This window comes from Nocardiopsis potens DSM 45234, from assembly GCF_000341105.1.
Lineage (GTDB): Bacteria > Actinomycetota > Actinomycetes > Streptosporangiales > Streptosporangiaceae > Nocardiopsis_A > Nocardiopsis_A potens.
In genome coordinates this window covers 31,931-46,270 of record NZ_ANBB01000072.1, presented here as the reverse complement: position 1 = coordinate 46,270, position 14,340 = coordinate 31,931, and the positions used below count along the sequence as shown (strand labels likewise).

12 protein-coding genes are annotated in these 14,340 nt (G+C 75.7%); 7 read left to right on the top strand and 5 right to left on the bottom strand.

Annotated features, from left to right (window positions below; all coding sequences use genetic code 11):
• Positions 1–317 precede the first annotated feature (317 nt).
• The 3 genes from D459_RS0127410 to D459_RS0127400 form a co-directional block, all read right to left on the bottom strand.
• Positions 318–1,589 (bottom strand): RNA-guided endonuclease InsQ/TnpB family protein, encoded by a 1,272-nt coding sequence (locus tag D459_RS0127410; RefSeq protein ID WP_017596195.1) that lies wholly within the window; start codon positions 1,587–1,589, stop codon positions 318–320.
• Positions 1,586–1,723 (bottom strand): hypothetical protein, encoded by a 138-nt coding sequence (locus D459_RS36310; RefSeq protein WP_017596194.1) that lies wholly within the window; start codon positions 1,721–1,723, stop codon positions 1,586–1,588. Before D459_RS36310 ends, D459_RS0127410 begins: the two co-directional genes overlap by 4 nt.
• 360 nt (positions 1,724–2,083) lie before the next feature.
• Positions 2,084–3,028: an alpha/beta fold hydrolase gene (locus tag D459_RS0127400; RefSeq protein WP_017596193.1), complete on the bottom strand. Its 945-nt coding sequence runs from the start codon at positions 3,026–3,028 to the stop codon at positions 2,084–2,086.
• Between the two features lie 119 nt (positions 3,029–3,147).
• Between D459_RS0127400 and D459_RS0127395 the strand changes: the two genes are divergently transcribed.
• Positions 3,148–6,666 (top strand): BTAD domain-containing putative transcriptional regulator, encoded by a 3,519-nt coding sequence (locus D459_RS0127395; RefSeq protein WP_017596192.1) that lies wholly within the window; start codon positions 3,148–3,150, stop codon positions 6,664–6,666.
• A gap of 1,381 nt (positions 6,667–8,047) precedes the next feature.
• On the opposite strand, the gene D459_RS0127390 is transcribed toward D459_RS0127395, so the two are convergent.
• Together D459_RS0127390 and D459_RS0127385 are read right to left on the bottom strand one after the other, a co-directional pair.
• Positions 8,048–8,671, bottom strand: coding sequence for a response regulator (locus D459_RS0127390; RefSeq protein WP_017596191.1), 624 nt, complete (start codon positions 8,669–8,671; stop codon positions 8,048–8,050).
• Between the two features lie 37 nt (positions 8,672–8,708).
• Positions 8,709–9,953 (bottom strand): sensor histidine kinase, encoded by a 1,245-nt coding sequence (locus tag D459_RS0127385; protein ID WP_017596190.1) that lies wholly within the window; start codon positions 9,951–9,953, stop codon positions 8,709–8,711.
• A gap of 155 nt (positions 9,954–10,108) precedes the next feature.
• Here D459_RS0127385 and D459_RS0127380 point away from each other — a divergent pair, with 155 nt between their 5' ends.
• From D459_RS0127380 to D459_RS0127355, 6 genes are all read left to right on the top strand, one after another.
• Entirely contained in the window at positions 10,109–10,666 is a 558-nt protein-coding gene (locus tag D459_RS0127380; RefSeq protein WP_017596189.1) for a GlcG/HbpS family heme-binding protein, read from the top strand.
• A gap of 163 nt (positions 10,667–10,829) precedes the next feature.
• Positions 10,830–11,444, top strand: a complete 615-nt coding sequence (locus D459_RS0127375; protein WP_241485139.1) for an ankyrin repeat domain-containing protein — start codon at positions 10,830–10,832, stop codon at positions 11,442–11,444.
• A 97-nt stretch (positions 11,445–11,541) separates the two neighbouring features.
• A complete protein-coding gene (locus tag D459_RS0127370) occupies positions 11,542–12,729 on the top strand; it encodes an amidohydrolase (protein ID WP_017596187.1) in 1,188 nt (395 codons plus the stop codon).
• A 115-nt stretch (positions 12,730–12,844) separates the two neighbouring features.
• Positions 12,845–13,300 (top strand): helix-turn-helix transcriptional regulator, encoded by a 456-nt coding sequence (locus tag D459_RS0127365; protein ID WP_017596186.1) that lies wholly within the window; start codon positions 12,845–12,847, stop codon positions 13,298–13,300.
• A 5-nt stretch (positions 13,301–13,305) separates the two neighbouring features.
• A complete protein-coding gene (locus D459_RS0127360; protein WP_017596185.1) occupies positions 13,306–13,716 on the top strand; it encodes a VOC family protein in 411 nt (136 codons plus the stop codon).
• A gap of 106 nt (positions 13,717–13,822) precedes the next feature.
• Entirely contained in the window at positions 13,823–14,293 is a 471-nt protein-coding gene (locus D459_RS0127355) for a pyridoxamine 5'-phosphate oxidase family protein (protein WP_017596184.1), read from the top strand.
• The last annotated feature ends 47 nt before the right edge of the window (positions 14,294–14,340 follow it).

Below are 14,340 nucleotides of genomic sequence, written 5' to 3'. Positions count from 1 at the left end.
GCGCGCACACGATCCGGTTGGTCCTGCTCAGACCGGCCAACAAACCCACATAACGCGCCTGAGAGGGCCGGGTGCGAGAGGGGTGGGGGAATGCTCGGCGAGTGCCGACATCCATACGCTAAGAGCTGACGTTGGTGTCAGGTGCAAGTCGGGTAAATTGTCTGGATCTTGGGCGATTTGCGCGTACCGGTGATAAAGGTGGGGATGGCGACCCCACCAGGTCGTGGTGGTGGCCGGCCGTTGATTGAATCTCAGCGTTCCTCTCGCTGGTCTTCTTCCTGCTTCATCGACCGCCGCCGGCTCCGAAGAGCGAGGTCTCACGCGGTCTCCACGAGGCATTTTTCCTCTCCGGGCAACTTCCCGGCGAGCTGTTTCTCAGAGTGCTTGAGCATCGCGTCCAGGAGGTTCCCGGCCGCGTTGGCGTCGCGGTCGTGGACGGTGCCGCAGCCGGGGCAGGCCCAGGTGCGGTCGGCCAGGGCCAAGGCGCGGTTGACCCGCCCGCAGTCCCCGCAGGTCCTGGAGGAGGGGAACCAGCGGTCGGCCTTCCAGATGCGGGAGCCGTACCAGTCGGCCTTGTAGTCCAGTTGGCGGATGAACTCTGCGAACCCGGCGTCGGAGATGGCGCGGGCGAGCCTGCGGTTCTTGGCCATGCCCTTGATGTTGAGGGTCTCCACGGCGATGGCCGACTTGGTTCTCGTCAGCCTGGTGGTGGTCTTGTGCAGGAAGTCCCGCCGCCGGTCGGCCACCCGCAGGTGGAGGAGGCCGACGCGCTTGCGGGCCTTGGCCCTGTTCTTGGAGCCCTCCGCGCTCCGGGCCAGTCTGCGGCCGGCGCGCTTCAGTGCCCGCTGGGCGGCCTTGAGCGGTCTGGGGGCGTGGATCTCCTCGGTGGTGCCGTCGCTGTTGGCAATGACCGCGAAGGTCTTCAAACCCAGGTCGACCCCGCAGGCCGGGGCGCCTGCCTCCACGCGGCGGCGTTTGTTGACCTCATCGCGGTCCACTTCGATCTGGAAGGAGACCCACCAGCGTCCGGCCTGCTCGCGGACGGTGGCGCCGAGGATGCGCGCCTTTCCGGTGGCCGTCCGGTCGGTCAGCCAGGACATGTCCTCGCGGGTGGCGACGTCGCCGATGGCGGGCAGGCGCACCGTGCGGGCATCGAGCGGCTTGGCGCGGTCGGCGTCGTAGCGGAACCGGGAGCCGTGCTTGCGTTTGCGCCACCTGGGCCAGCCCAGCCGGGTTCCTTTGCGTTTGCCGTCCCGGGAGGCGAAGTAGTTCTTCAGACCGGCCGCCCGCACCCGGCACGCCTCCTTGGGGATGCGGGAGGACAGCCCGCCCTGGGAGAACCAGGGGTAGCGCTCGGGGTGGGCGGCGCGCCACTCGCGTTCCAGCGCCGGGGCCGACCAGGGGACCTTGGTCAGGTCCTCGCCGGTGATGCCGTAGCTCTCCTCGGCCTTGCGCTGGGCGTACTTCTTCCGCACCGTCTCCAGGCAGAAGTTCTCCACCACCCGCGACAACCCGCAGTGGCGGCCCATGGCGACCGCCTGCTCACCGGTGGGCGCCGGCTCGAAGCGCACCCCCTGCTTGTGGCTCACTCGACGTTCTCCGCCGCCGCGAGGGCCTTCACGGCCCGGTCACGGGCCCGCCTGCCGTGCAGGCGGGTGCAGATCGATGCCACTGCATCGGTCATGTCATGCACCGGGTCCTCTTCCGGCTCGCCTTCGCCCATGACCCGCAGACTACGGTCCGGCACTGACAGTAAAGCCTCGATGCGGTCCGGACCGGCTTCGGAGGCGGCCTCGGCCGTGGGCGGCTTGTCTCCAGGGAAACCGGCCCGCCGGCGTCTTCGACCACCGGCATGGCCGCCTCGCCTTCTTGGGCCCGCTTTCAGGCGCTCTGGTGGTGAACGCCCTGCATGTGCGCCCGATTGAGCCACACGCTGAAGATCATGGCAGAGGGGCACTGATCAACGCTGATGAATCGGCCGGCAGAATTCAGCCCCATCGGGACCGACCCTACAGCGCCCGGCCCACCCCCGGTCAGACCCGCTCCGGAAACAGAGCGGGCCTTCACCACCGCGATCACACGGTCACGAAGTCACCCCTGGCCGGGCCAGCAGGTCGCGCAGGGCCGCGGTGATCTCCGCCGGGGCCTCCTCCGGCATGAAATGCCCGCAGGTGACGGTGCGGTGGTCCAGGTCGTCGGCCCACTTGCGCCAGACCGCCGCCGCGTCGTACCCCAGGGCCGCGCCCCAGTCCTGCTGGAGGACGGTGACCGGCATCCGCAGCCGGTTCCTGGTGCGGCGGTCCTCCTCGTCATGGGCGATGTCCGCCCCGGCCGAGGCGCGGTAGTCGGCCACGATCGAGTCGACCGCCTCCCGGGACGCCTTCAGGTAGGCGGCCCGCACCTCCTTCGGCAGGGCGCCCGGGTCGCGGGACCAGACGTCCAGGAAGTGCCCGAAGAAGTCGTCCGGCGCGGCCGAGATCATCCGCTCCGGCAGGCCGGGCGGCTGGGCCATCAGGTACAGGTGGAACCCGACCGCAGCCGAGGCGCCCTGCATCACCTCCCACATGTCCAGGGTCGGCAGCACGTCCAGGATCGCCAGCCCGCTGATCCGGTCCGGGTGGTCCAGCCCCGCGCGGAAGGCGACCAGCGCGCCCCGGTCGTGCCCGGCCAGCGCGAACCGCTCGTGCCCGAACGCCCGCGCCAGCGCCACCGCGTCGGCCGCCATCGTCCGCTTGGAGTAGTTCTCCCCGGCCTCCGCGGGCTTGTCGCTCGCCCCGTATCCGCGCAGGTCGGGGACGATAACCGTGTGGTCGGCCGCGAGGTCGGCGGCCACGTGCCGCCACATCAGGTGCGTCTGCGGGAAGCCGTGCAGCAGTACGACCGGGCTCCCCGAGCCGCCCACCGCCGCGTTCAGCGCCACGCCGTCGGCCACCGGCACCCGCTGGTAGTCGAACCCGTCGATCCGCGGTTCCGCCTCGCTCTTCGCCTCGGTCCTCATCCCGGTCCTCTCGTCGTCGTTCGAGGTCATGCGGTGAGTCTCGGCCCGCCCGATCAGCGGCCGGTCAGCAGCGGATCAGCGGGCGCGGCCGCCCGGCCCGCAGGGATAGATTGACCAGGGCGGAAAGGACCGAACGGGGGACGGAAGCAGTGGAGTTCGGCGTCCTCGGACCGGTGCGGGCCTCGGACGGGGGCGCCCCGGTCGCGCTCAAGGGCCCGGTGCACCGCGCGGTGCTGGCCCGCCTGCTGGCCGCCCGCGGCCGGGTGGTCCCGCTCGACCGGCTCATCGCCGACCTGTGGGAGGGCGACCCGCCCCGGAACGCGACCGGCGCCGTCCGGACCTTCGTCGCCGACCTGCGCCGCGCCCTGGAGCCCGACCGGCCGCCGCGGGCCCCCGCCCGGCTGCTGGTCACCGTCCCGCCCGGGTACGCGCTGCGCGCGCAGGCGCGCGACGTCGACGCCCGCCGCTTCGAGTCCGCCGTCGACGAGGCCCGGGGCCTGCTCGCACCCGGAGCGGACGGCGCCGAGCGGGCGTTCGCGCTGCTCGACGGCGCACTCCGGCTCTGGCGCGGCCCCGCCTACGCCGAGTTCGCCGACCGGGACTGGGCGCGCGGAGAGGCCGCCCGCCTGGAGGGGCGCCGGCTGATCGCGGTGGAGCTGCGCGCCCGCGCCGCGCTGGAGCTGGGCCGCGCCGAGGAGGCGGTGCCCGTCCTCCAGCAGCACACCGCCGAGCATCCGCACCGCGAGGACGGCTGGCGGCTGCTGGCCCTGGCGCTCTACCGGACCGCCGGGCAGGGCGAGGCGCTCGCCGCGCTGCGCCGGGCCCGCGCGTCCCTCGCCGACGGGCTGGGGCTGGACCCCGGGCCGCGGCTGCGCAGGCTGGAGGCGGACATCCTGGCCCAGGACCCGGCCCTGCTCCCGGGGGCGGGGCCGGGGGAGGAGCGGCGGACGGAGTCCGCGGAGTCTCCGGAGGCCCCTTCGGAGGCCCCTCCGGAACCGGTCGGCGCGGCGGGTTCGGACGAGGCGGCCGAGGCGTCCGCGGCGGGGCCCGGGACGGACGCCCCGGCGCTCTACGGCCGCGACCGCGAACTGCGCCGCCTGGAGGAGGCCGCCCGGCGCGCCCGGGACCGGAACCGCCTCGTTCCGGTCCTGGTCAGCGGGGAGGCCGGGGCGGGCAAGACCGCGCTCACCGAGGCGCTGGCCGCCCGCCTCGCGGACCGAGGCTGGGCGTCCGCGTTCGGCCCCAGCCCGGAGAACACCGGCGTGCCCCCGGCCTGGCCGTGGTCCAGGATCCTCGCCGCGCTCCCCGGCCCCTCCCACGGTGATCTCGACGCTGTCGCTGTCTCAACGCCGAGATCATCGCCCTGGGAGAGCGCCGTCGGCGGCGATCCGGGCGGGAACGGGGCCGCGCAGGAAGGCGCCCGGCGGGAATCCGCGGCCGCCCCGGCCGGCCTCGGCGGACCGGTACCGGGTGCGGCGGGCTCCCCCTTCCGGCTCGGCCGGGCGGTCGCCGCGCGGCTGGCGGAGGCCGCCGCCCGGCGTCCGGTGCTGGTCGTCCTGGACGACCTCCAATGGGCCGGCGAGGAGACCTTGGAAGCGCTGACCGCCCTGGTCGAGGACCCGCCGCCGGGCCCCGTCCTGCTGCTGGCCGCGCACCGCTCCACCGGCATCCCCGCCGCGCTGACCGCCGCCCTGGGCCGGCTGGCCCGCGCCGAACCGGTCCGCGTGCACCTCGGCGGGCTCTCCGAGGGGGCCGTCGCCGACCTGGTCCGCGCCGAGGCGGGCGCGGACGCCGGACCCGAGCAGGTCCGGGCCGTCGCCCGGCGCAGCGGCGGCAACCCGTTCTTCGCCGGCGAACTCGCCCGCCTGCTCGGCGAAGCCGGCCCCGGCGCGCTCGCCGCCGTCCCCGCCGGCGTCCGCGACGTGGTCCGGCACCGGATGGCCGCCCTCCCCGAGGAGGTCCGCGCGGTGCTCGGCCGCGCCGCGGTGATCGGCCGGGAGGTCGACATCGACCTGCTCGCCGCCCTGGCCGGCGAGGAACCGGCGCTCCGCGCGGCCGAGGACGCGGCGCGGGCGGGCTTCGCCGTCGAGGAGGGACCCGACCGGTTCCGCTTCGCCCATGACCTGGTGCGCGAGGCGCTCTACGAGGACATCTCCGCGGTGCGCAGGGCCCGCCTGCACCTCCGGGCCGGGGAGGCGCTGGAGCGGCTGCGCCCCGGCGACCCCGCCGCCCTGGCGCACCACTTCCTCCGCGCCGCCGGACGGGACGCCGCCCCGCGCGCCGCGCGCTACGCCCGCGCCGCCGCCGAGCAGGCCGAGCGGAGGTTCGCCCCGCACGAGGCGGCCCGGCTCTGGCAGGGCGCCGAACAGGCATTGGAGCGCTCGGACGGGCCGGCCCGGGACCGGCTGGAGGCGGCGATGGGGGCGGTCCGGGCGCTGGCGGTCACCGGCGACCTGGAGCGGGCCCGCGCCCAGCGGGGGCGGGCGATCGCCGCCGCCGAGCGGATCGGCGACCCGAGGCTGACCGCCGAGGTCGTGGGTGCGTTCGAGGTCCCGGCGAACTGGCCGCGCAACGACGACGAGGAGTTGTCCCGCCAGGTCGTGGCGGCGGCCGAGCGGAGCGCCGCCGCGCTGCCGGAGGGGGAGCGGGCGGCCCGGAGCCGGCTGCTCAGCGCCATCGCCATGGAGTCGCGCGGCACGGCCGGCGGTGGCGGGCGGGACGCGGCCCGGGACCGGGGCGCCGTCCGGGAGGCGGCGAGGGAAGCGGAGCGGCTCGCCCGCGCGTGCGGCGACCCCGGGCTGCTCGCGCTCGCCCTCAACGGCCGGTTCATGCAGTCCTTCCACCGGGCGGGTCTGGCGCCGGAGCGGGCGCGGATCGGCGAGGAGCTGGTGGACCTCGCCGCCCGGAGCGACGGGGGACTGGTCCCTTTCGAGGTGCTGGGCCGACTGGTGCTGGTCCAGTCCCGCTCGGCCCGCGCGGACTTCGCGGCGGCGGATGAGCACGCCGCGGCCGCCGACCGGCTGGCCGCCGAGCACGGGCTGCCGCTGGTGGGCGTCTTCACGGACTGGTACTGGGTGCTGCGCCTGGCCGTCGCCGGACGGGCGGGGGAGGCGGAAGCGGGCTACCGCGCGGCCTCCGCCCGGCTCGCCGGAAGCGGGATGACGGGCGTGGAGAAGGGACTGCTTCCGCTGGCCCTGCTCTGCCTGCGCCTGCAGACGGGCGGCGCCGGTGCCGCGTCGGTCGACCTGGCGGAGGACTGGGGGCCGTACCGCGCGTGGGTCGAGCCCTTGGCGGAACTGGGGAGGGGAGAGCGGGAGGCGGCCCGCGGCCGGCTCCGCTCACTGCCGGAGCAGCCGCCCGCCGACCTGCTGCTGGAGGCGCTCACCTGTTTGGAGGCCGTCGTCGCGGTCGAGCTGGGGGAGCGGGCGGTGATGGAGCGCGCCTATGCCCGCCTGCTCCCGGCCGCCGAAGAACTCGCGGGGGCGGGGACGGGGATGCTCAGCCTTCGCCCGGTCGCCTACTACCTGGGCGATTTGGCCGCTGCCCTGGGAGATACGGAAAGGGCGGCGGACCACTACCGCCAAGCCAGGGCATTGGGAGAACAGGCGGGGGCGCAGCACTGGGAGAAAGCCGCTGAACAGGCCTCACCCAGGCGCGGCGCCTCATAGGGCTGAGGTTCAAACCGGCGGCGACGGCGGGAGGGGGACCGGCTGGTCGGTCAGGTGCGGCGCCTCACGGGGTGAGGGTTCAAGCGGGCAGCGAAGGCGGCGGTGGGGCGGGGCGAGGGTGGTCGCCCGGGCGCGGCGCCCCACGGGGTGAGGGTTCAAGCGGGCAGCGAAGGCGGCAGCGAGGACCGGCTGGTCGGTCGGGTGCGGCGCCCCACGGAGCGAAGGTCAAGACCAGCGGCGACGGCAGAGGCGGGGCCGGGTGGAGGCGGTCGCCCGGGCGCGGCGCCTTACGGGGCCGGGGTTCAAGCGGGCGGCGAGGGCGGGAACGGGTTGGGCGCCGCGTTCACCCGCCCGGCCCAGCGCGTGCTCCCGGCGGGAAGGGGCGGCGCCCCGGCGAAGGTGGGGGTGGGCCTGCCCGTGCCCCGCCCGCTAGGTGGCCTTATCCCTATATGCCGGGTTTGCGGCGGGAATCGGGCGGGGGCGGGAGCGCCCTGCGCATCTCCGCAGCACCCCGATTACATCTACCAGCGAGTAGTAAGCCTTGAGGCCCCCACCACCCCCTCTTCGATTACCCAGAGTGGCCAAGGCAGACCCTCTCTGCAGGGCAAAAGCGACATCCCGCCCCCGCGCCGCCCCTGCCCGGGTTCCGGCCCCCCTCATCCCGGCCTTCCGGGCCGCTCGAACCCCCGAACACCGGCCCGGCCGGGGCCATTCGAGCCTCTCGGGGCCCGATCCGGCCCGGGATGCGCGCCCGGGAATCACAGGGGTGCTCTCGCGGTGCGCAGGGCGCCCCTCCCCGCCATCACCCTACGTATTCATCCAGGTCAGAGAGGGGCAGCGGTTTCAGAGGCAGCCGACCACGACGCCCGGGCGACGCGGGCACCGCGATCCCGCCCCCAAGCCCGCCCCGACCGCCCCACCCCGTTCTGCCGCACCCGACCGACCGGCCGGTCCCCACCGCCGCCGTCGCCGCCCGCTCGAACCTCCGCTCCGCGAGACGCCGCACCCGACCGACCGGCCGGTCCCCCTCCCGCCCTCGCCGCCCGCTTGGGCCCCGGCCCCGTGGGGCACTGCGCCCGGGCGACCACCTCCGCCCCGCCCCCACCGCTGCCGTCGCCGCCTGCTTGGACCTTCGCCCCGCGGGGCGCCGCGCCCGACCGACCGGCCGGTCCCCCTCCCGCCCTCGCCGCCCGCCTTGACCTTCACCCCGTGGGGCACTGCGCCCGGGCGACCACCTTCGCCCCGCCCCCACCGCTGCCGTCGCCGCTGGTCTGGGCGTTCGCTCCGCGAGTGCCGCGCCCGGTCGGGGTGGCTCGGCCCAGGCTCTGGCGGGGCCGTGACGTCAAGATCATCGTCACGATCATCGAGGGGAGGGCGCGGGTCAATCCAGTCGGATCAGGGACCGGTCCACCGCCGCTCGGACCGCTGCCGTGCGGGTGTCCACGTCCAGCTTGGTGTAGATGCGGCGGAGATGGGTCTTGACCGTGGCCTCGGTGACGAAGAGGCGTTTGGCGATCTCCTTGTTGCCCGCGCCCTCTGCGAGGAGGCGGACGATCTCCAGTTCGCGCGGGGTCAGAGCGGGCAGCGGGTCGCGGACGCGGTGCATCAGGCGGGCGGCGACCGGTGGGGAGAGGACCGTCTCGCCGCGGCCCACCTCGCGCACCGCGTCGAAGAGGCGTTCCGGCGGGCTGTCCTTGAGCAGGTAGCCGGAGGCGCCGGCGTCGATCGCGCGGATGATGTCGGTGTCGCTCTCGTAGGTGGTCAGCACCAGCACCCGGGGCGGGCCGGGCAGGGCGCGCACCCGCCGGGTGGTCCCCACGCCGTCCATGTCGCCGGTGAGCCGCAGGTCCATCAGGACCACGTCGGGGCGGCGCAGCGCGATCAGCCGGACCGCGTCCGCGCCGTTGGCGGCCTCGCCGACGATCTCGATGTCCTCCTCGTCGGCGAAGAGCGCGGTCAGGCCGGACCGCACGATCGGGTGGTCGTCCACCAGGAACAGCTTCACGCTTCCTCGCCCCCGCACTGGTCCTTCGGGTGCCGCTTCATCCGTCCTCCTGCACCGGGAGGGACGCCGAGACGCCGGTGCCCTCGCCGGGGGCGCTCTCCACGGTCAGCTCGCCGCCCAGCTCCTCGGCGCGGGCGCGGGACGACGCCAGGCCGTGGCCCCGGCCGGGGCCGGGCGCCGGGGCGTCCGGGGCGAAGCCCGCCCCGTCGTCGATGACGTCCAGCACCACCCGGTCGCCGATCCGGGCCAGGGTGACCACCACCCTGCCCGCCCCGGAGTGCTCGCGCACGTTGGCCAGCGCCCCCTGGGCGATCCGCAGCAGGGCCGCGCGGACCCGCTGCGGGATCCCGCCGACGTCCTCCTCGCAGTGGAACCGGGCGTCGATGCCGGTCTCCGCGGACAGCGCGGAGCAGAGCCCGGCCAGCGCCCCCTCCAGCGAATCGCGCTCCAGCGGGGCCGGCCCCCTGCCCTGCACGAACGCCCGCGCCTCGGCCAGGTTGTCCCGGACCCCCTCGGCGGCCCGCCGGACCAGGGTGCGGGCCCGCTCCGGGTCGGACTCCCACGCCCGGTCGGCGGCGCGCAGCAGCATGCCGGTGCTGGACAGCCCCTGGGCGACGGTGTCGTGGATCTCCCGGGCCAGCCGCTCCCGCTCCTCCAGCACCCCGGTGCGGCGGTTGGACTCGGCCAGCTCGCCGCGGGTGCGCAGCAGGTCGTCGATGGTGCGGCGGCGCCGCTCGCTCTCCCGGCGCAGCTCGACGACGGTGGCGGTGACCATCCCGGCGACCGCCGGCGGCACCAGGAAGACGCTGGGGTCGCGGACGTCGGTCAGCATCGCCCAGGCGCCGCCGGCGCCCGCGGCGAGCAGCGCCGCCACCGCGACCGCCGCGGGGGTGGGCAGCAGCCGCAGCGCCAGGAAGAGCAGCGGGATGGCGGCGAACCCGAACGAGGGGGCCATCAGCACCAGGGCGATCCAGCACACCAGCAGCGCGGCATACCAGCCGATCAGCACCGCCCGGTGCACCGTGCCCCACAGCAGCACCCCCGCCGCGTACAGCAGCGCGACCAGCCCGGCCAGCTCCAGCGAGGCCAGGGTGTGCGCGTCGAGCTCGTGCCGGACCACCAGGCGGGCCGCGGAGGCCGCCATCACGGTGAAGAACCCGATGTGCATGGCGGCGTTGAGCCACGGGCTGCCCACCCGGTCGCGCTCGGCGCCGCGGTCGCCCCGGTCGGCCGGGGAGGCGCCCGCCCCGGGCGCGGAATCCTTCGGAGACACCCTCCCCATCCTGCCCACGCCTCCCAGTATCGGCGTCGTCCGATCGGATGACGAGCGGACTCCTCCGTTCGGGGCGGCGGGTTGCTCCGTTCGCCCGCTGCCGCGGGGCCGCTCCGGCGGGAGTCTTGTGGACGTCGCAAGGACGACCGGAACGGAGAAACGACATGAAGCGCAACCACCTCATCGCGAGCGTCGCGGGCGGCGCCGCCGGCCTGGCCGTCGTCGGCGGGATCGTCGCCACCGCGCTGCCCGAGGGCGCACCGGGCGCCCCCGCCGCCGCCGTGGCCGACGCCGCCGCGCAGGCCGTGGAGCAGCGCGACGTGCTGACCGGCGAGGCGCTGTCCGCGGCCGCCGAGGCGGGCCTGGCCGAGGCGCGTGAGCAGGAGCAGCAGGTCAGCATCGCCATCGTGGACCGCTCGGGCTCGGTGCGGATGGTGCTCAAGACCGAGAACGCCGGGCCGCAGACCCAGGAGTCGGCCGAGCAGAAGGCTTACACCGCCGTCTCGATGGGGCAGCCCACCAGCAAGCTCACCGAGGGCGCCACCGGCGACGGCCCCACCATCGCCGACCTGCCCGGCACCCTGTTCCTGCCGGGCGGCGTGCCGGTGGCCTCCGGCGGCGCCCCGATCGCCGGCATCGGCGTGGGCGGCGCCCCGGACGGGTCGATCGACGAGGAGATCGCCAACGCCGCGCTGGAGGCGCTGGAGAACTTCGAGGGCTGACCGGCGCGGTGCGGAGCGGAACCGAGGAGGGAAGGGGGACCGGATGGGGCGGGGTGAGGCCCGGGCGGTCCGGCGGCGTAGCCTGCTGCTGCTCGCCGCCGGCCTGATCGCGGCCGGATGCGGTGCCGGACGGGGAACCGAGCGCGAAGGGGAAGGCGGGGGCATGGACCTGAGCACGGCGGACGAGGCGCTGCTCGGCGCGGCGCGGGACGGCGACGCGGAGGCGGTCGCGGACGCGCTCGCCGACGGCGCCCGGATCGAGGCGCGGGACGGCGAGGAGCGCACCGCGCTGCTGCTGGCCGCCGACGGCGACCGCGTCGAGGCGGCCCGGACGCTGGTCGGGGCGGGCGCGGACGTGAACGCGGTGGACCGGCGCAGCGACACCCCGTTCCTGGTCACCGGGGTCACCGGGAGCACGGAGATGCTGGACGTGCTGCTGGAGGCCGACCCCGGCCCCGACACCGCGCTGACCAACCGGTTCGGCGGCACCGCCGTCATCCCGGCCTGCGAGCGCGGCCACGCCGACTACGTCCGGGAGGTGCTGCGCCGCACCGACGTCGACGTGGACCACGTCAACGACCTCGGCTGGACCGGCCTGCTGGAGGCGGTGATCCTCGGCGACGGCGGCCCCGACCACCAGGAGGTGGTGCGGGTGCTGCTGGACGCCGGAGCCGACCCCGACCTGGCCGACCGGGACGGGACGACCCCGCTGGACCACGCCGAGTCCTCCGGGGCCGACGAGATCGCCCGGATCCTCCGCGACGCCGGCGCGAAGTGAGGACCCACCCCCAAGGCGTCGACCTCGGCGCCGCCGTCCCGACCGGCCTCGAGACGGCGGCGGCGCCGAGACCGACGCCGATTCACGGAAGGAAGCGATGAACGACCTGCTGCTCCGCCGCGCCCACCTGTGGGGGCGCGACGGCCTCGCCGACGTGCTGGTCCGCGACGGGCGGATCGCCCGCGTCTCCGACACGGGAGAGGACGCGGAGGCCGCCGCGCACACCGAGGACATCGCCGGCCGGCTGGTGGTCCCCGGTTTCGTCGACGGCCACGCCCACGTGGACAAGACGCTGTGGGGCGGGCCGTGGGTGCCCAACGCGGCCGCCCCCGGGCTGGCCGGGCGGATCGCGCACGGCCGCGGCAGGCGCGCCGAGGCCGGCGTGCCCGACCCGGACAAGATCGCCGCGCTGCTGAGCAACATGGTGGCGCTGGGCACCGTGCACACCCGCTCGCACGTGGACGTCGACCCCGGGCTGGGGCTGGACGGGGTGGAGGCGGTGCGCGAGGCGCTGCGCCGCCTGGACGGCCGGATCACCGCCGACCTGGTGGCCTTCCCGCAGACCGGGCTGCTGACCAGCCCCGGCACCGAGCGGCTGATGGAGCAGGCGCTCAGGGAAGGGGTGGAGACCGTCGGCGGCATCGACCCGGCGGGGCTGGACCGCGACCCGGTGCGCCACCTCGACACCGTCTTCGGCATGGCCGAGCGGCACGGCGCCGGCGTCGACGTGCACCTGCACGACCGGGGCACGCTGGGGGCCTGGGAGTACGAGCTGATCATCGAGCGGGCCCGGGTGACCGGGCTGGCCGGGCGGGTCACCATCAGCCACGGCTTCGCGCTCTCCGATGCCGAACCGGAGGTGCGGGCCCGGCTCATCGACGGGCTGGCCGGCGCCGGGATCGGCCTGGCCACCATCGCCCCCGCCGGGCGGCTGCTGCCCCTGGCCGACCTGCGCGCCGCCGGGGTCCCGGTGGCGCTGGGCAACGACGGCGTGCGCGACCTGTGGAGCCCCTACGGCACCGGCGACGTGCTGGAGCGCGCGCTGCGCCAGGCGCAGGGCGGCGGCGCGGTGCGCGACGAGGACATCGAGCTCGCACTGCACGCCGCCACCTACGGCGGCGCCCGGGTGGTCGGCTTCGAAGGCCTGGGCCTGGCCGAGGGCGACCGCGCCGACCTGGTGGTGATCGACGTGCGCAACGCCGCCGAGGCGGTCGCCGCCTGCCCGCCCCGCGACCTGGTGGTGAAGGCCGGCCGGGTGGTCGCCCGCCGCGGCGAGATCGTCTGACCCCGGCCGCCCCCGCAAGGCGCCGACCCCGGCGCCGCCGCCGTCTCGACCGGCTTCGAGGCGGTGACGGCGCCGGGGTCGGCGCTGGGCCATGTCGGCGGGACGTGGCACGATCATGCGGGTGAGCAGTGAAACCGACAGGGAACGACACCTGCGCGACCTCGCCCTGCTGCGGCGGGTGCGCGACCGGATCGACCGGGAGTACGCGCAGCCGCTGGACGTCGAGGCGCTCGCCCGCGGCGTGAACATGTCGGCCGGCCACCTCAGCCGTCGGTTCAAGCGCGCCTACGGCGAATCGCCCTACTCCTACCTGATGACGCGGCGGATCGAGCGCGCGATGGCGCTGCTGCGCCGCGGCGATATGAGCGTCACCGAGGTCTGCTTCGCGGTCGGCTGCTCGTCGCTGGGCACCTTCAGCACCCGCTTCACCGAGCTGGTCGGCGTGCCGCCCAGCACCTACCGGCGGGAGGAGGCGGCCGCCACCGAGGGGATGCCGGCCTGCGTGGCGAAGCAGGTGACCAGACCGGTCAGGAATCGAGAAGCGCGCGGCACCGGCGCGAAACTAGTCTGACCCGCATGGACATCAGCATTCACGCCAGTTTCCTTCCGCACGACGACCCGGAGGCCTCGCTGGCCTTCTACCGGGACGCCCTCGGCTTCGAGGTCCGCGGCGACGTCGGCAAGGGCAAGAAGCGCTGGATCACGGTCGGCCCCCCTGGCCAGCCCGGCACCTCCGTCGTCCTGGACCCGCCGTCGGCCAACCCCGGCCTCACCGAGGACGAGCGGCACACCGTCGCCGAGATGATGGCCAAGGGCACCTACGCGAGCCTGCTGCTGGCCACCCCGGACCTGGACCGGACCTTCGACCGGGTGCAGGCCACCGGCGCCGAGGTCGTCCAGGAGCCGATCGACCAGCCCTACGGCGTCCGCGACTGCGCCTTCCGCGACCCCGCGGGCAACCTGATCCGGATCCAGGAGCGCCGCTGAGCCGCCGCCCGCGACCCGCGCGGGCCGCGCCCCGGCACGGCCCGCGCACGACGGCGGATCGCCCGCCGCCCCCCGCCCGACACCGCCCCCGAGGAGAACCGCGCCGATGACGGCCGACCCCCAGCCCCTGCCCGCGCCCCGCCCCCGCGCCCGGCGCCGCCGCGACACCGAGCACCGGCTCGGCGGCGACACCGACGCCTGGGTGGCCACCGCCTCCCCCGAGGGCGTGCCGCACCTGGTGCCGCTCTCCTTCGACTGGGACGGGGAGGCGCTGCTGGTGTCCACCCCGGCGGACAGCCCGACCGGAAGGAACATGGCCGCCACCCGGGCGGCCCGGGTGGGGCTGGGCCACACCCGCGACGTGACCATGGTCGAGGGCGGCGTCGAGGTCATCGGGATGGAGGAGCTGCCGAAGGAGCGGGCCGACCGGTTCGCCGAGCGGGCCGGCTTCGACCCGCGCGCCGGGGAAGGGGCCTACCTGTGGTTCCGCATCACCCCGCGCCGCATCCAGGCCTGGCGCGAGGTGAACGAGATGGCCGGGCGCGAGCTGATGCGCGACGGCCGCTGGTCGGTCTGACGCCCCGCCCCGGCAGCCCGGGGCGGACCGGACCAGGGGCCGCGCAG